At 73.3% G+C, this 17353-nt stretch carries 17 protein-coding genes; 10 read left to right on the top strand and 7 right to left on the bottom strand.

Translation table 11 applies throughout. The features are described 5' to 3' along the window. Nucleotides 1-4: 4 nt before the first annotated feature. The 3 genes from GA0070558_RS00140 to GA0070558_RS00150 all read right to left on the bottom strand — a co-directional run bounded on the left by GA0070558_RS00140 (nucleotide 5) and on the right by GA0070558_RS00150 (nucleotide 2143). Nucleotides 5-640, bottom strand: coding sequence for a hypothetical protein (locus tag GA0070558_RS00140; protein ID WP_091274119.1), 636 nt, complete (start codon nucleotides 638-640; stop codon nucleotides 5-7). Between the two features lie 100 nt (nucleotides 641-740). Further along, nucleotides 741-1652 carry a DNA-processing protein DprA gene (locus GA0070558_RS00145; RefSeq protein WP_091274711.1) on the bottom strand — a complete coding sequence of 304 codons (912 nt, stop codon included), beginning with the start codon at nucleotides 1650-1652 and terminating at the stop codon, nucleotides 741-743. A 152-nt stretch (nucleotides 1653-1804) separates the two neighbouring features. Beyond that, nucleotides 1805-2143: a hypothetical protein gene (locus tag GA0070558_RS00150; protein ID WP_091274123.1), complete on the bottom strand. Its 339-nt coding sequence runs from the start codon at nucleotides 2141-2143 to the stop codon at nucleotides 1805-1807. A 119-nt stretch (nucleotides 2144-2262) separates the two neighbouring features. Between GA0070558_RS00150 and GA0070558_RS00155 the strand changes: the two genes are divergently transcribed. Next, nucleotides 2263-3171, top strand: a complete 909-nt coding sequence (locus GA0070558_RS00155) for a helix-turn-helix domain-containing protein (protein ID WP_091274714.1) — start codon at nucleotides 2263-2265, stop codon at nucleotides 3169-3171. Continuing rightward, complete coding sequence (locus GA0070558_RS00160; protein ID WP_091274129.1) at nucleotides 3168-3368, top strand: DUF397 domain-containing protein; 201 nt, start codon at nucleotides 3168-3170, stop codon at nucleotides 3366-3368. The genes GA0070558_RS00155 and GA0070558_RS00160 overlap by 4 nt, the downstream gene beginning before the upstream one ends. Nucleotides 3369-3581: 213 nt before the next feature. Here GA0070558_RS00160 and mgrA read toward each other — a convergent pair whose 3' ends face one another. Together mgrA and GA0070558_RS00170 are read right to left on the bottom strand one after the other, a co-directional pair. After that, complete coding sequence (mgrA, locus tag GA0070558_RS00165) at nucleotides 3582-4571, bottom strand: L-glyceraldehyde 3-phosphate reductase (protein ID WP_091274133.1); 990 nt, start codon at nucleotides 4569-4571, stop codon at nucleotides 3582-3584. A 76-nt stretch (nucleotides 4572-4647) separates the two neighbouring features. Then, on the bottom strand, nucleotides 4648-5220 hold the full coding sequence (locus GA0070558_RS00170) for a cellulose binding domain-containing protein (protein ID WP_141722145.1): 573 nt from the start codon (nucleotides 5218-5220) through the stop codon (nucleotides 4648-4650). A gap of 192 nt (nucleotides 5221-5412) precedes the next feature. Between GA0070558_RS00170 and GA0070558_RS00175 the strand changes: the two genes are divergently transcribed. The 3 genes from GA0070558_RS00175 to GA0070558_RS00185 all read left to right on the top strand — a co-directional run bounded on the left by GA0070558_RS00175 (nucleotide 5413) and on the right by GA0070558_RS00185 (nucleotide 9476). Further along, nucleotides 5413-6876 carry a magnesium chelatase ATPase subunit I gene (locus GA0070558_RS00175; RefSeq protein WP_176734038.1) on the top strand — a complete coding sequence of 488 codons (1464 nt, stop codon included), beginning with the start codon at nucleotides 5413-5415 and terminating at the stop codon, nucleotides 6874-6876. A 1-nt stretch (nucleotide 6877) separates the two neighbouring features. Continuing rightward, a complete protein-coding gene (locus tag GA0070558_RS00180; RefSeq protein ID WP_091274145.1) occupies nucleotides 6878-8830 on the top strand; it encodes a VWA domain-containing protein in 1953 nt (650 codons plus the stop codon). Between the two features lie 100 nt (nucleotides 8831-8930). Further along, nucleotides 8931-9476, top strand: a complete 546-nt coding sequence (locus tag GA0070558_RS00185) for a hypothetical protein (RefSeq protein WP_091274148.1) — start codon at nucleotides 8931-8933, stop codon at nucleotides 9474-9476. A 424-nt stretch (nucleotides 9477-9900) separates the two neighbouring features. On the opposite strand, the gene GA0070558_RS00190 is transcribed toward GA0070558_RS00185, so the two are convergent. Then, complete coding sequence (locus GA0070558_RS00190) at nucleotides 9901-10875, bottom strand: GlxA family transcriptional regulator (RefSeq protein WP_256091644.1); 975 nt, start codon at nucleotides 10873-10875, stop codon at nucleotides 9901-9903. Between the two features lie 70 nt (nucleotides 10876-10945). Between GA0070558_RS00190 and GA0070558_RS00195 the strand changes: the two genes are divergently transcribed. Then, nucleotides 10946-12265 (top strand): MFS transporter, encoded by a 1320-nt coding sequence (locus GA0070558_RS00195; RefSeq protein ID WP_228986462.1) that lies wholly within the window; start codon nucleotides 10946-10948, stop codon nucleotides 12263-12265. Here the strand turns inward: GA0070558_RS00195 and GA0070558_RS00200 are convergent. Then, entirely contained in the window at nucleotides 12187-12471 is a 285-nt protein-coding gene (locus GA0070558_RS00200) for a DUF427 domain-containing protein (protein ID WP_077936429.1), read from the bottom strand. The genes GA0070558_RS00195 and GA0070558_RS00200 overlap by 79 nt on opposite strands. 54 nt (nucleotides 12472-12525) lie before the next feature. Between GA0070558_RS00200 and GA0070558_RS00205 the strand changes: the two genes are divergently transcribed. From GA0070558_RS00205 to GA0070558_RS00225, 4 genes are all read left to right on the top strand, one after another. Continuing rightward, on the top strand, nucleotides 12526-13923 hold the full coding sequence (locus tag GA0070558_RS00205; protein ID WP_091274152.1) for an FAD-binding oxidoreductase: 1398 nt from the start codon (nucleotides 12526-12528) through the stop codon (nucleotides 13921-13923). After that, nucleotides 13920-15263, top strand: a complete 1344-nt coding sequence (locus tag GA0070558_RS00210) for a class I SAM-dependent methyltransferase (protein WP_091274156.1) — start codon at nucleotides 13920-13922, stop codon at nucleotides 15261-15263. The genes GA0070558_RS00205 and GA0070558_RS00210 overlap by 4 nt, the downstream gene beginning before the upstream one ends. Nucleotides 15264-15374: 111 nt before the next feature. Beyond that, nucleotides 15375-15608 (top strand): zinc-ribbon domain-containing protein, encoded by a 234-nt coding sequence (locus GA0070558_RS00215; protein WP_091274160.1) that lies wholly within the window; start codon nucleotides 15375-15377, stop codon nucleotides 15606-15608. 397 nt (nucleotides 15609-16005) lie between these two features. Further along, nucleotides 16006-17346 carry an MFS transporter gene (locus GA0070558_RS00225; RefSeq protein WP_439709551.1) on the top strand — a complete coding sequence of 447 codons (1341 nt, stop codon included), beginning with the start codon at nucleotides 16006-16008 and terminating at the stop codon, nucleotides 17344-17346. The last annotated feature ends 7 nt before the right edge of the window (nucleotides 17347-17353 follow it).

Consider the following 17353-nt stretch of genomic DNA (forward strand, 5'->3'; position numbering starts at 1 on the left):
CGCCTCAGCCGGTCTCCGTTGCGCATCGAATGGGGTCGAAGACGGGCTCGGCGATGGCATCCATCAGCCGCCTTGCCGGCGCGTATGTCGGATCCACGTGCCGGCCGAGAACGATCGCGGCGACGGTGGTGACACCCGTTACCTTCAGGGCGTAGGCCAGCGACTGCACGCGGGCGCCGGTCGTCCAGGTGTCCTCAAGGATCAGTGCGTGGATCGGCGAGGAGGACGAGGGGAGGGCCGGGGCGAACCAGTCGGCGTGGAAGTCGTGGTCGTCCGGCCCGTAGCTCGGGTTGACCGTGCTGTCGATCCAGGGCAGATGGAGCCGGCTGCCGACGAGGTCGGTGAGTGGGTGCACGCCAGGGCGGCGGGTGCTGGGGACGGTGATCACATGAGTTGGCGGTGCGCCGGTGCGGGTCGCCACACAGCCAAGATGGTCGCGCAGGAAGAGCAGCAGGACGGCGAGCAGGCTTCGTCGAGCCTGCTCGGAACGGGCCGTGCCCTTGTACGTCCTGAGGTTGTAATGGTGTTGCCAGGTGCGTGGCGAGTAGGAGATCGGTAGCACGAGGTCCGCGAGGGCGCCGGTCGAGCGGCTCAGGTGGGACTGGCAGCGGAAGCAGAGCGCGTAACCCTCGCTGCGCACCCCGCGGCATGTGGGACAGATCCAGGGGTACGCCGGCAGCGGGTTGCGCAGGTAACCGCGCTGGACTTCGACGTACCGGTGAATGGTGCTCCAGCGCTGGTCAGCGGAGGGCGAAGTCAGGGAAGTTCTCCAAGCCGGCTTCGGTGGGCTGATAGCTGAGGATGTCGTCGACGGCTTCCAGCAGTTGCGCGGTGCCGTGGACGACGTAGACCCCGGGGTTCTCGGCGAACGCCCTGGCCCAGTCGCACCGCATGACCTGACTGGTCAGGACGACGGGGCGGCCGTGCTGGAGGGCGAGCCGGGCCTGGATCCGTGCTCCGCTGGTCTCGCCCGCCTCGACGACGACGGTCGCGACCGCGTATCCGCTCATTACGGCGTTGCGCATGGGGAAGCTCTGCCGACTGGGCGGGGCATCGGGCCAGAACTGGGAGATCAGCAGCCCGACGTCGGCGATGTGGTCCTGTAGGCGCCGATTGTCCGGCGGATAGTACCGACGGATGCCGGTGCCGATGACGGCGACGGTGCGCCCCCCTGCCTCCAGCGCGGCGGAGTGAGCGGCGGTGTCGATGCCGCTGGCGAGCCCACTGACCACGGTCACCCCGCGCCCGGCGAGGGTGGTGGCGACGGCACGGGCGATCCGTAGCCCGTCCGCGCTTGCTCTGCGGCTGCCGACGACGGCCACCGCCCGGTCATGAAGGCGCAGGTCACCTCGACTGAACAGGAGCGGCGGCATCTCCCGGATGCCGAGCAGTTGGGCCGGGTAGGTGGCGTCGAAGAAGGCGTGGACGCCGATCCCGTCCGCCTGCCAGCCAACGATCTCGGTGGCGGCGGCGTCGATCAGGTCGGTGGTCGAATCGTCCGGAAAGAGCGTGTCGGAGTGGCCGACCGTGCGGTCCAGGACGGCCTTGGCGCTGCCGTTGTCCTGGATGTCCAGGGCCGTCTCCGACCAGTTCACGCGGGGGCGGCGAAGTAGGGCTACGAGTGCAGCCCGCTCGGTCATCGCCGTGTCCATGCGGACGATCGTAGGCCCCGGCCTGCCCTCCTGGCCCGGACCTCCCGGCCGTTGCCGCTGGTGGGAATTTCCGACGGGGATCATCGGTCGAACATATGTCCGACCGATGTCAGGGGTCAAGGCCAGGCTGTCGGCCGTCACGATGGAGCGGATCATGAGCCCGGCGGCTGATCGGCGGGGATCAGGATGCCGCTGCCGGACCAGTTGATGTCCTCGCTGGCGAGGGCCTTGTCCGGCTCGCCGTCCTCGTCCAGGGTGGAGTAGCCGGCGTGGTAGCGGCCGAAGCCGTATCCACCGGCCGCCAGGGTGGCCAGCGCCCAGGGCAGCAGCCCGTCGCGCAGCTTGTCCGGCACCTGCCGGTCGACAGGCACCCGGACGACCCCGAGCAGGTCGTACCACTCGTCGGGGGTGCCCGCTTCGCGCACCCGGCAGAGCGAGAACGCGTGCCGCACCTCCGGCTCCAGACCAATCCACCTGACCTCGTTCAACATGCATCCTCCTCTTACTCGTTCGTGCTTAGGGGCCATAGGTGAGGTTGCACTAGATCCTTCTTGCTATCAAGAGTGGTGATAGGAATACTTAGGGTGTTCTTCGAGGAGAGGTGGAGGCAATGCCCATCACGTCATCGAGTGCGCCGGGACCGCGCGGATCGTCGGCCCGTGTGGAGCCGTCGCCGGTCGTGCAAGCCTGGGAACTGGGACTGCGGCTGCGTCAGCGCCGCGAGGAGATCGGCTTGACCGCAGCGGCAGCCGGTCGCGCCATCGGCATCATCCAGACGTATGTCTCGGGAGTGGAAGCGGGCAGGGTGAAACTCCCCGCTGCCCGGCTGGCCCGAATCATCGATGTCTACGAGCTGGAGCCGGAGGAGGCGGCAGAGCTGGAGGAGCTGCGCATCGGCGCGAGCCGGCGCGGTTGGTGGCACGAGTATTCCCAGCTCTTTCCGGCCGAGTTCATCCGCTTCCTCGGCTACGAGGCCGGGGCCGAGAAGATCCGCTTCTACGACAGCGAGTTGGTGCCCGGCCTGTTGCAGACCGAGGGGTACGCCCGAGCGGTCATCGGGGGCGGGACCACCACCATTCGGCTCACCGAGGTGCAGCGGCGGGTAGCAGCCCGGATGGCCAGGCAGGCACGACTCCACACCGAGCACCCCATCCGAGTAGCGGCGTTGCTCGGCGAGGGCGCGTTACGCCAGCAGGTGGGCGGCCCGGCTGTGATGAGGGCACAGCTTGAGCACCTGGTCGAGATGGCGGCCGAGCGGCCTGGACAGATCGACATCCGGGTGCTGCCCTTCGCCGCCGGGGCGCATCCTGCGCTGGGCGGCTCCTTCCAGATCCTGTCGTTCCCGTCGCCAAGGCTGCCTGACCTGGTCTGGCAGGAGGTGTTGACCTCCATCGACATCATCGATCAATCCATGCGGGTAAACGACTACCAGGTGACCTTCGAGGAAGCGTGGGAGCGCGCGTTACGCTCCGAAGACTCGATTGACCTGATCCGCCAGATCGCCAAGGAGATGACGTGAGTCCGTCGTACAACTCCGGGGAGGGCTGGTTCAAGTCCTCTCGTAGCTCCAACAACGCCAACTGCGTGGAGGTGCGGTTCGTCGGCGGCGCGGTCGACGTCCGCGACACCAAGGACCGCACCGGCCCGACGCTCGCCTTCGACAGCCGCTCCTGGGCGAGCTTTGTCGCCGGGGTGAAGGCTGGCCCGGCGAGCTGACGAATCAGCTCCTGCCCGCACCCTGAGCCACCCCTCCTCCAGCCCTGGCTTCTTGTCCAGGTGCGGCAGAAGGGCAGGTGGTTCCCGGGACCCGCGAGCGCGCCGACGAGCGGCGACCAGGGTGAATCTTGGAAGAATTCGGCCCCCAGAGGGGCCCTTTGCTTCCAAGATCTCCCATTTCCGACCGCACCCCACCCTCTCGGGTGGTGACGCTCAGCCGAGGTGGCCGTCGATCTCGGCCAGCTCCTCGGCGGTGAAGTCCAGGTTGTCCAGGGCGGCGACGTTCGCCTCCAGTTGGGCGACGCTGCTCGCGCCGATGATCAGGCTGGTCATGCGCGGGTCGCGCAGCGCCCAGGCGAGCGCGAGCTGGGCCAGGGACTGCCCGCGCCGCGCCGCCACCCCGCCGAGCGCCCGGATGGTGGCCATCCTCTGCTCGTCGAGGTCGCTCTCGTTGAGGAAGACGCTCGTGCGCACCCGGGAGTCCTCGGGGATGCCGCCCAGGTAACGGTCGGTGAGCAGCCCCTGGGCGAGCGGGCTGAACGCGATGCAGCCGGCCCCCACCCGCTCCAGCGTGTCCAGCAGGCCGTCGCGCTCGGTCCAGCGGTCGAGCATCGAGTACGACGGCTGGTTGATCAGCAGCGGCGTGCCGAGGTCCCGCAGGATCGCGGCGGCCCGCTCGGTCTTCTCCGAGTCGTAGTTGGAGATGCCGACGTAGAGGGCCTTGCCGGAGCGGACGATCGCGTCCAGCGCGCCCATCGTCTCCTCCAGCGGGGTGTCCGGGTCGAACCGGTGCGAGTAGAAGATGTCGACGTAGTCCAGCCCCATCCGGCGCAGCGACTGGTCCAGCGAGGCGATCAGGTACTTGCGGGAGCCCCACTCGCCGTACGGGCCGGGCCACATGTCGTATCCGGCCTTGCTGGAGATCACCAGCTCGTCCCGGTAGGGCCTCAGGTCCGTGGCGAGCATCCGGCCGAAGTTCTCCTCCGCCGATCCGGGCGGGGGGCCGTAGTTGTTGGCCAGGTCGAAGTGGGTGATGCCGAGGTCGAAGGCGCGCCGGACGATGTCCCGCTGCCGCTCGTACGGCCGGTCCGGCCCGAAGTTGTGCCACAGCCCGAGCGATACGGCCGGCAGCCGCAGCCCGCTGCGCCCGCTGCGCCGGTAGGTCATCGTCTGGTAGCGCTCGTCCGAGGCAAGGTAGGTCACGGTTCCGACCCTATCGCCGGGCCGGTGGCCGGGACAGCGGCAGCTCGTCGGCGCTGCCCCGGCCATCGTGCGGCCGTCAGACGGCGATACAGCTCAGGGTGGGTGCGGTGGCGGGGCCCGTGCCGATCATCCCGAAGGCGGTGCTGGCCCCCGGGGCGATCCGGCCGTTCCACTCGGCGTTGCCGATGGTGACCACGCCGTCGATGGTCGAAGCGAGCGTGGCGCTCCAGATGTCGCTTACGCCCTGGCCCTCGGGGAGCGTCAGGCGCACCGCCCAGCGGGCCATCGGCGAGGTGCCGGTGTTGCGCACCGTCACCTCGGCGTGGAAGGCCCCCGGCCAGTCGCTGACCAGCCGCCACGTCGCCGAGCAGCGGAGCGCGGTCGTCGGCGTGGGGGTGGGGGTCGGGTAGTCGGTCGGGTACGGCGGGCCTGTGGTCGGCGTCGGCGTCGGGTTCATCGGCGTCGTGCTCGGCGTCGGGGGAGCCGGCGTCCAGGCCGGCACCACTGCGGGCGGGGCGGCGGCACCGGCTGCTCCCGCCGCCTCGGCGGCGGTGGCCGCCGAGGCGAGGCTCGGGGCGACGGGCGCGAGCAGCAGCGCGCCGGCCAGCACCAGCAGGCCGGGACGGAATCTGGGACGCGGACGGTTCATGGCGGCCTCCGGGACGGGAGCGGCGAGTGGTGTGGTTGGGAGCGCTCCAACCATCGATGTGCGCCAATCAATTTGTCAATCGGTGATCCGTCTCGTCGCGCCGGTCCCGCCGTTCACGGCGGTTAGGAAGGGGCCCTTCCTCTACAGAATGCGTTAACAGGGGGCCCTTCCTTGCAACACGGCCGCGCTAGCGTGGGTCGGGTGACTGAGCCCAACCAGGTTCTCCCGGTCCCGCCCGCCGACCTGCCCGCCACCCTCGGCGCGCTGCGGGCCGCCGGGCACCACTACCGCACGGTCAAGCAGGAACTCCGCGACAACCTCCTCGCCCGGCTGCGCGCCGGCGGGGACCGCTTCCCCGGCATCGTCGGCTACGACGACACGGTGCTGCCCGAGGTCGAGCGGGCGCTGCTCGCCGGCCATGACATGGTGCTGCTCGGCGAGCGCGGCCAGGGCAAGACCCGGCTGATCCGCTCCCTGGTGGCGCTGCTCGACGAGTGGACCCCGGTCATCGCCGGCTCGGTGCTCAACGAGCACCCGATGCACCCGCTCACCCCCGCGTCCCGCGCCCTGGCCGCCGAGGCCGGCGACGACCTGCCGGTGAACTGGCTGCACCGCAGCATGCGGTACGGCGAGAAGCTGGCCACCCCCGACACCAGCGTCGGCGACCTGATCGGCGACGTCGACCCGATCCGGATCGCCCAGGGGCGCACCCTCGGCGACCCGGAGACCATCCACTTCGGGCTGGTGCCGCGCACCAACCGGGGCATCTTCGCCGTCAACGAGCTGCCCGACCTCGCCGAGCGCATCCAGGTGGCGCTGCTCAACGTGCTGGAGGAGCGCGACATCCAGGTGCGCGGCTACCAGCTGCGGCTGCCGCTGGACCTGCTCCTGGTGGCCAGCGCCAACCCGGAGGACTACACCAACCGGGGCCGGATCATCACCCCGCTCAAGGACCGCTTCGGCGCGGAGATCCACACCCACTACCCGCTCGGCCTGGAGCTGGAGCTGGCCCTGATCCGGCAGGAGGCCGACCTGGTCGCCGACGTGCCGGAGCACGTGCTGGAGGTGCTGGCCCGGTTCGCCCGCGCGGTGCGCGACTCCCCGTCGGTCGACCAGCGCTCCGGCGTCTCGGCCCGGTTTGCGATCGCCGCCGCCGAGACCGTCGCCGCCGCCGCGCTGCGCCGCTCCGGCCTGCTCGCGGCCGACGCCACCACCGACGGGGTACGCGAGGAGACGCCCGTCGCGCGGGTCGGCGACGCGGTGTCGGTGACCTCCACGCTGCGCGGCAAGGTCGAGTTCGAGAGCGGCGAGGACGGGCGGGAGGTCGAGATCCTCGCCCACCTGCTGCGTACCGCGACCGCCGACACGTTCCGGGCCCGGCTCGCCGGGCTGGACCTGTCCGGCTTCACCGCGCTGGTGGACGACGGCCGGGTCGTGGAGACCGGCGAACTGGTCGCCTCGGCCGATCTGCTGCGCCAGGTCGGCACCGTGCCGGGGTTGGCCAAGGCCCTCGACCGGCTCGGGCTGGGCGACGCGCCGACGCCCGAGCAGGCGGCGGCCGGCGTCGAGTTCGTGCTGGAGGGGCTGCACCTGACTCGCCGGCTGGGCAAGGACGTCACCGAATCCGGGCGCACCGTCTACGGCGGCCGGGGCTGAGGTGGCCGGCAACCGGTTCCGGTACGGCCAGTGGCGCGGCGGCCCCGACCCGCTCGCCCCGCCGTACGACGTGCGGGCCGCCGTCGACTCGGTCGGCGCGGAGGTGCTGGCCGGCGGCAATCTCCGCGAGGCGCTGCGCGACCTGCTGCGGCGCGGCCCGCAGTGGCGCGGCGGCCTCGACGACCTCGCCGCCCGGGCCCGGCGGCTGCGCCGCGAGGCGCTGCGCCGGGGCGACCTCGACGGGGCGGTGACCCGCGCCCGGGCGCTGCTCGACCAGGCCCTCGCCGCCGAGCGGGACGAGCTGCGCGGGCGCGACGACGAGGCGGCCCGCTTCGCCGAGGCGGTGCTGGGCAACCTGCCCCGGTCGACCGCCCGCGCCGTGCGGGAGCTGGCGGGCTACGAGTGGGCCAGCGAGGAGGCCCGGCAGGCGTACCAGCGGATCCTCGACGGGCTGCGCGGCGACGTGCTGGAGCAGCGCTTCGCCGGCCTGCGCGACGCGGCGCGGGCCGCCGGCGACCCGCAGGTCCAGCGGCAGCTCGCGGAGATGATGCGCGACCTCAACGAGCTGCTGGCCCGGCACGCCCGGTCGGAGGACACCACCGACGCGTTCGCCGAGTTCATGCGCCGCCACGGCGAGTTCTTCCCGGAGCAGCCGAGGGACGTCGACGAGCTGGTCGACGTGCTGGCCCGGCGGGCGGCGGCCGGGGAACGGCTGATGCGGTCGCTGTCGGACCGGCAGCGCGAGGAGCTGGCCGGGCTGATGCGCGAGTCCCTCGGCGAGCGGCTGGCCGGCGAGCTGGCCGCGCTCGACGCGAACCTGCGGGCGTTGCGCCCCGACCTGCACCGGGGCGGCGGCGAGCGGGTCCGCGGCGAGCAGCCGCTCGGCTACGGCGAGGCGACCGGGGCGCTCGCCGAGATCGCCGAGCTGGACGAGCTGCTCGACGCCCTGGACCAGGAGCATCCTGGCGCGACCCTGGACGACGTGGACGTCGAGGCGGTGGCCCGGACGCTGGGCCGCGACGCGGCCGACGACGTGCGCCGGCTGCGGGAGCTGGAGCGGGAGCTGCGCCGGCAGGGCTGGGTGACCCGGGACGCCGACGGGCTGACGCTCAGCCCGAAGGCGCTGCGCCGGCTCGCCGGGACCGCGCTGCGCCAGGTCTTCGCCGACCTGACGGCCGGGCCGCGTGGCCAGCACGACCTGCGTACGGCGGGCGCGGCCGGCGAGGTCAGCGGGGCGTCGCGGCAGTGGGAGTACGGCGACGAGCAGCCGATCGACGTGGTGCGCACCCTGCACCGGGCGGTCCGTCGGGCGGGGCCGTCGGTGCCGGTCCAGCTCGCCGCCGAGGACTTCGAGGTGGCGGAGACGGAGCGCCGGGCGTCGGCGGCGGTGGCGCTGTGCGTGGACCTGTCGTACTCGATGATCTCGCAGGGGCGGTGGGGGCCGATGAAGCAGACGGCCCTGGCCCTGTCCCACCTGATGGCGACCCGCTTCCCGCAGGACGCGCTGCAGATCATCGGGTTCGGCCGGCAGGCCGCGCCGCTGACCCAGGCGGAGCTGGCGGCCGTCGAGCCGGACCTGCAGCAGGGCACCAACCTCCAGCACGCGTTGCGCCTGGCGGGGCGGCACCTGCGCCGGCACCCGGGCGCGGAGCCGGTGGTCCTGGTGGTCACCGACGGCGAGCCCACCGCCCACCTCGACCCGGACGACGGCCAGGCGTACTTCCACTGGCCGCCACTGGAGGAGACGATCGCGGCGACGATCCGGGAGGTGGACCGGCTGACCCGGGCCGGCGCGACGCTCAACCTGTTCATGCTCGGCGAGGATCCCGGCCTGCGCCGCTTCGTCGACGCGGTGGCCCGCCGGTCCCGGGGCCGGATGTTCACCCCCGACCTCGGCGACCTCGGCGAGTACGTGGTCAGCGACTACCTGCGCGCCCGCCGGGGCCGCCGCTGAGCGCCCGCCGGCCCGGCTGCGCCGGTGACCCGGTCCCGTCCGGGTGACCCCGGTGCGGTAGCGCTGCCCGGCCGGGCCGGCACCGGGGTTGACTGGGACGGTGGACAGCGAGGCTCTGCGGCGGGCGTACGACGAGGTTCTCGCCGAGGTGGCGGCCGGCGGGTTCGAGCCGCCCAGCGACGGGGAGCTGAGCGCCGAGCAGATCGTGGCGCACCTGGTGGCCAACGACGAGCTGATGAGCGAGGCGACCGAGGCGGTGCTCGCCGGCTCCCCGTTCGCGTACTACGACCTGGACGCCATCCACCGCCCGCAACTCGACGCCCTCGTCGCCGAGTACGCCGACCCGGGTGCGGGCGGTGGATGGCCGGCGGCGGGCGGGTCGGCTGCGCTGAGTGGGTCGGCTGCGCTGGGCGGGCTGGCCGACCGGCTGCGGGAGACCAGCCGGCGGCTCTGCGCGTTGGTCGACCGGCTGGGCCCGGCGGCGCAGACGCCGGTCGAGACCAGGCTGCACGAGGACGTCGACCTGCGGGTCGACGAGACCCTGCCCTGGGCCCGCACCCTCGACCTGCACGCCCGGGTCCACCTGCCGAAGCACCTCGCCCAGCTCCGGGCCCTGCGCCCGCAGCTCCACGCCCACCGCGCCTGACCCGGCGACGGCGACGGCGACGGCAACGGCGACGACGGCGGCGGCCCGGAGGCCCGGCAGCTCTGGCAGGCGCGGCTGGGCCGGGAGCCGCGCCCGAGCACCGAGCCGAATCGCCTTCGGCACGCGCCACCCCACCAACCGGCAGGTGACACGCTGCAACCGCAGCCGCCGGGGCCACACAACCGTGCGCCTCCCTTTGCTCTGCACCCGCATACGCAACACTTACGCTGCGCAATCGCCTCGCCCCCACCCGAAGGCTCGCGCCTTGGGTATCTGGCCAGTTCAACGGCGGTGCTGCGTGGGTGGGTGCAGAGCAAAGGGAAGGGGATCGGTGGGGCGAGGTGGAAGGAGGGTGACGCAGCGTCAGCTCGGCCGGGCGGGCGTACGCGGCGGTCAAGGAGTTACGCCGTGTCACCGAGCTGGGTCAGGCGCGGGTCCGGAAGGCCCTGCGGTATGCCGACGGGGAGACGCCGACCCGGCCGTGCAGGCGTTGGCGCAGTGCGGTGGCGGTGCCGAAGCCGGACCGGTGGGCCACCTGCTCGACGCTGAGGTCCGTCGTCTCCAGCAGCAGCCGGGCGTGGTCGGTGCGCTGCTGCAGCAGCCACTGGGCCGGGCTGAGCCCGGTCTCCGAGCGGAAGTGCCGGGTGAAGGTGCGCACGCTCATCCGGGCGTGTGCGGCCAGGTCGCGCAGGGCCACCGGCTCGTGCAGCCGCTGCCGGGCCCACTCGCGGGTGGCGGCGGTGCCGTTGGCCGGGTCGCGGGGCACCGGGCGCTCGATGTACTGGGCCTGCCCGCCGTCTCGCCACGGCGGCACCACGCAGCGCCGGGCCGCCCGGTTCGCCACGTCGCTGCCGTGGTCGGTGCGCACGACGTGCAGGCAGAGGTCGATGCCGGCGGCGACCCCGGCGGAGGTGAGCACGTCGCCGGAGTCGATGAAGAGCACCTCCGGGTCCAGCTCGATCGTGGGGTGCAGCCGGCGGAACAGCCCCGCGTACGCCCAGTGGGTGGTGGCCCGCCGGCCGTCGAGCAGGCCGGCGGCGGCGAGCACGAACGCGCCCGTGCAGATCGACATGACCCGGGCGCCCCGGGCGTGGGCGTCGCGCAGCGCCGCCGCCACGGCCGGGTCCACCGTGCCGTCGGTCATCGGCCCGCCGCCGTGCACCCCGGGCACGACCACCGTGTCGGCGGCGGCGACCAGCTCCAGCCCGTGGTCGGGCAGCACCTGGAAGCCGGCGGTGCTGCGGACCGGCTGGCCGCCTGCCGTGCAGGTGCCTACCGCGTAGAAGCGGTCGCCGTCGGGGGTGCGGGCCGCGCCGAGGACCTGGGCCGGGGTGCCGAGGTCGAGGCCGACCACCCCGTCCACGGCGAGCACCGCGACCCGGTGCGGGGCGAACGTCATGGCCCGATTATTGCGCACCATGGCATTCCGGCCACTCGTCGCCGGGCGGTCGGGGCCCGAGACTCGGTGCGTGACCCGTACCCGTCGTTTCCACCCGGCCTGGGCCGTGGCCGCCGTCGCCTTCGTCGCGCTGGTCGGCGCGGCCGGCTTCCGCGCCACCCCCTCGGTGCTGCTGCACCCGCTGCACGCCGAGTTCGGCTGGCCGCTGGCCACCGTCTCCGCCGCCGTCTCGGTCAACCTGCTGCTCTACGGGCTCACCGCACCCTTCGCCGCCGCCCTGATGGACCGCTTCGGCATCCGCCGGGTGGTGACCGTCGCCCTGGTGCTGGTGGCCCTCGGCAGCGGGCTGACGGTCTTCATGACGGCGAGCTGGCAGCTCGTCCTCTGCTGGGGCGTGCTGGTCGGGCTGGGCACCGGGTCGATGGCGCTGGCCTTCGTGGCGACCGTCACCGGGCGCTGGTTCGTCGCGCGGCGGGGCCTGGTGACCGGGGTGCTGACCGCAGGCGGGGCCGCCGGCCAGCTCGTCTTCCTCCCGCTGGTCGCCGTGCTCGTGCGCGACCACGGCTGGCGCGCGGCGGCGCTCGTCGTCGCCGGGGCCGCGCTGGCGGTCGTACCCCTGGTGGGGTGGCTGCTGCGGGAGCACCCGGCGGATCTCGGCGTGCCCGCCTACGGCGCGGCGGAGGTGGTCCCGCCCGCGCCGCCGACGGGCGGCGCGGCGGCGCGGGCGGTCGGCGTGCTGGCCGCCGCCGCGCGGACCCGGCCGTTCTGGCTGCTCGCGGGCGGCTTCGCGATCTGTGGCGCGACCACCAACGGCCTCGTCGGCACCCACTTCGTGCCGGCGGCCCACGACCACGGCATGGCCGAGACCACCGCCGCCGGGCTGCTCGCCCTGGTCGGGCTGTTCGACATCGTCGGTACGGTCGCGTCCGGCTGGCTCACCGACCGGTTCGACGCGCGGCTGCTGCTGGGCGCCTACTACGCGCTGCGCGGCGCGTCGCTGCTGGTGCTGCCGAGCCTCTTCGCGGGCACCGCCGAGCCGAGCATGCTGGTGTTCGTCGTCTTCTACGGCCTGGACTGGGTGGCCACCGTCCCGCCGACGGTGGCGCTGTGCCGGGAGTGGTTCGGCGCGTCCGGCGCGGTGGTCTTCGGCTGGGTCTTCGCGGCCCACCAACTCGGCGCGGCGTTCGCCGCGACCGGGGCGGGGCTGGTCCGCGACCGGCTCGGCGACTACGCCGTCGCCTGGTACGTCGCGGGCGCGCTGTCGATCGGCGCGGCCGGGCTCTCGCTGCTGCTGCGCCGGCGCGGGCCGGCTCAGTCGACGACCGAGACGTCCTTCCAGAACGCCACCCGGTCGCGGACCATCTCGGCCTCCGGCAGCGGGTCCGGGTAGTACCAGACGGCGTCGGCGCTGCTGCGCCCGTCGTGCTCCAGCGAGTAGTAGGAGGCGGTGCCCTTCCACGGGCAGAAGGTGTGCGTCGTGGACGCGCGGAGCACGTCGTCGCGCAGGGCGGCGCGGGGGAAGTAGTGGTTGCCCTCGACCACCACCGTGTCGTCGCTGTCGGCGATCACCAGGTCGTTCCAGACGGCTTTCGGCATGCGCCCCAGGTTAGCGTCCCCACCGGAACGATCGTTCGCGCGTACAGTGATCTCATGCGCGCAGGCCGTGTGGATCATGCAGTTGACCACGACGGAGCGGTGGACCTGCTGCGGCAGTCGTACGCCGCGGTGCCCGCCGGCGAGACCGTTCGACTGGCCAAACGCACCTCCAACCTGTTCCGCCCGAGATCCGCCCCGAGCGCCCCCGGCCTGGACGTCAGCGGCCTCGGCGGGGTGATCGGCGTCGACCCGGTCGCCCGCACCGCCGAGGTGCAGGGCATGTGCACCTACGAGCGGCTGGTCGCCGCGACCCTGCCGCACGGGCTGATGCCGCTGGTGGTGCCGCAGCTGCGCACCATCACCCTGGGCGGCGCGGTCACCGGCCTCGGCATCGAGTCCACCTCGTTTCGGCACGGCCTGCCGCACGAGTCCGTCCTGGAGCTGGACGTCCTCACCGGCGCGGGCGAGATCGTCACCGCCCGGCCCGACGGGCCGCACGCCGACCTCTTCGCGGCCTTCCCCAACTCGCTGGGCAGCCTCGGCTACGCCACCCGGCTGCGCATCGAGCTGGCCCCGGTCCGCACGTACGTGGCCCTGCGCAACGTCCGCTTCACCGACCTCGACGCGTTGACCGGGGCGATCGGCGAGGTGACCGCCACCGGCTCCTGGGCCGGCGAGCCGGTCGACGCGATGGACGGGGTGATGTTCAGCCCCGGCGAGGCGTACCTCGTGCTGGCGACCTTCACCGACGACGCGCCGCAGGTAAGCGACTACACCGGCCAGGGCATCTATTACCGCTCGCTGCCCCGGCGCACCCGCGACTGGCTGACCACCCACGACTACCTGTGGCGGTGGGACACCGACTGGTTCTGGTGTTCGGCGGCGTTCGGCGCGCAGCACCCGGTCGTGCGGAGGCTCTGGCCGGCCCGGTTGCGGCGCAGCGACGTCTACCACCGCCTCGTCCGGCTGGAGCACCGGCACCAGGTGGCGGCCCGCATCGACCGGCTGCGCGGCCAGCCGGCCCGCGAGCGGGTGGTGCAGGACGTGGAGATCCCCCTGGAGGGCACCGCCGGCTTCCTGCGCTGGTTCGCCGGCGAGGTGCGGATGTCCCCCGTCTGGCTCTGCCCGCTGCGGCTGCGCGAGCCGGCCGGCCCCGGTTCGGCGCGGGCCTGGCCGCTATATCCGCTGCGTCCCGGCCAGAACTACGTCAACATCGGCTTCTGGGGGACCGTGCCGATCACCGGGGGCGCCGCCGACGGCGACGTCAACCGGCTGGTCGAGCGCGCGGTGTCCGACGCGGGCGGCCACAAGTCGCTGTACTCGGACGCGTACTACGACCGCGAGGCGTTCGACCGGCTCTACGGCGGGGACACCTGGCGCGCGGTGAAGGACCGTTACGACCCGGACCACCGGCTCACCGGACTTTACGAGAAGGCGGTAGCGCGAAAATGAGCCTGATTGACCGAGAACAGGGGGCGGCCGACGTCCCGTCCGTCCCGCCGGCCGGGAGCCGGCGCGCGACCCCGACCGTGGCCGACGTGGTCCGTGCCGTCACGGCCGGGGCCCTGCCGGTCCGGATCACGGGGTACGACGGCAGCACCGTCGGCCCCGCCGACGCCGGGATCACCCTGGCCGTCCGCACCGAGCGGGGCCTGTCCTACCTGCTGACCGCCCCGGGCGACCTGGGCATGGCGCGGGCGTACGTCAGCGGCGACCTGGAGCTGGGCGGCGTGCACCCCGGCGACCCGTACGAGGCGCTGCGGGTGCTCAAGGACGAGCTGAAGCTGCGCCCGCCGTCGCTGGCCGAGGGGCTGGCCCTGGTGCGCGGGCTGGGCTGGGAGCGGCTGATGCCGCCGCCGCCCCCGCCGCAGGAGGCCGCGCCGCGCTGGAAGCGGATGGTCAACGGGCTGCGGCACTCCCGCATCCGGGACAGCACCGCCATCTCCCACCACTACGACGTGTCGAACGCCTTCTACGAGCTGGTGCTCGGGCCGTCGATGACGTACACGTGCGCGGTGTTCCGCAGCCCCGACGACACGCTGGAGCAGGCCCAGGCCGCGAAGTACGACCTGGTCGCCGGGAAGCTCGGGCTGAAGCCGGGGATGCGGCTGCTCGACGTCGGCTGCGGCTGGGGCGGCATGGTCCGGCACGCGGCCCGGGAATACGGCGTGAAGGCGCTGGGCGTGACCCTGTCCCGGGCACAGGCGCAGTGGGCGCAGGCGGCCATCGAGCGGGAGGGGCTGTCGGAGCTGGCCGAGGTGCGGCACCTGGACTACCGGGACGCCCCGCGTGAGCAGTTCGACGTGATCTCCTCGATCGGCCTGACCGAGCACATCGGGGTGCGCAACTATCCGGCCTACTTCCGGGCGCTGGGCGGCCGGCTGCGCGTCGGCGGGCGGCTGCTCAACCACTGCATCACCCGGGCCGACAACCGGGCCCCGCACCGTTCGGGCGCGTTCATCGACCGGTACGTCTTCCCCGACGGCGAGCTGGCCGGCCCCGGGCGGCTGATCAGCGAGATCCACGACGCGGGGCTGGAGGTGCACCACGAGGAGAACCTGCGCCAGCACTACGCGCTGACCCTCGCCGGCTGGTGCCGCAACCTGGTGGCGCACTGGGACGAGTGCGTGGCCGAGGTCGGCCAGGGCACCGCCCGGGTGTGGGGACTTTACATGGCGGGGTCGCGGCTGGCGTTCGAGCGCAACGAGATCCAGTTGCACCAGGTGCTGGCCACCCGCAACGGCCCGCGCGGGGCGAACGGCTACCCGCTGCGGCCGGACTGGTCCGCCTGACCGGCGGCGGTGGGTGGGGCGGCGCTGCGGCGCTGTGGTCCGCCCCACCCACCGCGGGGGAGATCCGGATCGGCAGGTGCAAGGAGTGCGGCGGGTGGGTACTGCGGGGCGATGTTCTTCATATTCGGGCTCCGCACCAAGGTCGACCGGTCGGGTGTGGCACAGCAGGTGTGCCGCAACTGCGGCAACCACGCCGCCCAGGTGATCAGTCGCCGGTCGACGAAGTTCACCCTCTTCTTCATCCCGCTGATCCCGATCCGCACCCGCCACGTCCAGCAGTGCACCTTCTGCGGCACCCAGTACGACATCTCCGCCGCCGAGGCCGCGCGCCTCCCGGTCGGCTGATCCGCAGATGGCCCGTTTCCTCTGCTGGCTGATCGGCCGTCACCTCCTGACCGACCGCGACCCCGTCCTGGTGCCCGAGGCTCCCGCACCCGCCATCTCCCGCCCGTCCTGCACTCCGGGCCGCCGGCCCCGCCGCGCCCGCCGCCCATTGGCCGGCACCGCCCTGCCCCGCTCGCCCTGGAACCGCTCCGCCGGCCGCTGACCGTCTCCATGATCAGCAGACGATCATGCCCTGTTGCCCTGTTGCCCTGTTGCCCTGTTGCCGCGTGCCACGAGAACGCCCCGCCATGCCGGAAGTGCCCGGCTGGTGATGTCTAGGCTGGGGCCGCCGCGAAGAACGGGGAGAATCGTGCGCAACCATCCGGCCGTCGTGCTGGTCGCCGTCCTGCTGTCCACCATGTCGTTGCCGATCTCGCTGACCGGCGCGTCGGTCGCGTTGCCCGACATCGGTCGCGACCTCGACGCCGGGCTGGCCGGGGTGCAGTGGGTGGTGAACGGCTACAACGCCACATTCGCCAGCTTCATGCTCGCCACCGGCGCGCTCGCCGACCTGCTCGGCCGCCGCCGCGTCTACGCCACCGGCCTGGCGCTCTTCGCCGTCGCCGGGCTGGCCGGCGCGTTCGCCGACGACATCGTGCTGCTCGACGCGGCCCGGGTGCTCGCCGGCGTCGGCGCGGCCGCCGCGGCGACCAGCGCCGCCGCCCTGCTGGCCAGCGCGTTTCAGGGGGCGGGGCGGGCCCGCGCGTTCAGCCTGTTCGGCACGGCGGTCGGCGCCGGCCTCGCGCTCGGCCCGTCGGTCGCGGGGCTGCTGATCGAGGCGTTCGGCTGGCGGGCCGTGTTCGCCGTCCCCGCGTTGGCCGCCTGCGCGGTCCTCGGCATCGTGCCGCTGCTGCCGGAGTCCCGCCAGCCGCACGCCGGGCGGGTCGACTGGCCCGGCACCATGTCGTTCACGGCCGCGCTGCTGCTGCTCACCTTCGGCTTCGTGCAGGGTCCCGAGTTCGGCTGGTCCGCCCCGGTGATCGTGGTGGCCTTCGTCGCGGCGGTCGCCCTGCTGACGCTCTTCGTCCGGGTGGAGCGCCGCCGTGCCGCGCCCATGTTCGACCTGGCCCTGCTGGCGAACCCCCGGTTCGTCGGCGTCTGCCTGGCGGCGGCCGCCACCGTCGCGGTGCTGGTGCCGCTGCTGGTCTACCTGCCGTCGTACCTGACGACCGTCGTCGGGCTGAGCCCCGGCGCGGCCGGCGGCACGCTGATCCTGCTCACCGCGCCGACCTTGGTGCTGCCCCTGCTCAGCGGCGCGCTGACCCGGCTGGTGCCGGCCCCGGTCGTCATCGTGTGCTCCGTGGTGGTGGTCGCGGGCGGGGCGGCCTGGGCCACCGTCATCGCCCCGGACAGCGGCACCGCGTCGCTGGCCGGGCCGCTGCTGACGATCGGGGTGGGCATCGGCCTGTCGATCGGGCTGCTGGACGCGATCGCGATCGGCAGCGTCGAGCCGGCGCGGGCGGCCACCGGCGCCGGCATGATCAACACCGCCCGGATGACGACCGAGACGATCGCCATCGCGGTGGTCGGGGCGGTGCTGGCCAGCACCACCGCCGGCCGGCTCGCCGACCCGGGCTTCACCTCCGGCCTGCGTACGGTGCTCTGGGCGATGGCCGGGGCGGCGCTGGCCGCCAGCTTCGCGGTGGCCGTGCTGGTCCGTCGCGGCGCGGCCCGCGCCGAACGGGCGCGGACCGCCTAAGGTGGCG

The sequence above is a fragment of the Micromonospora haikouensis genome, assembly GCF_900091595.1.
Lineage (GTDB): Bacteria > Actinomycetota > Actinomycetes > Mycobacteriales > Micromonosporaceae > Micromonospora > Micromonospora haikouensis.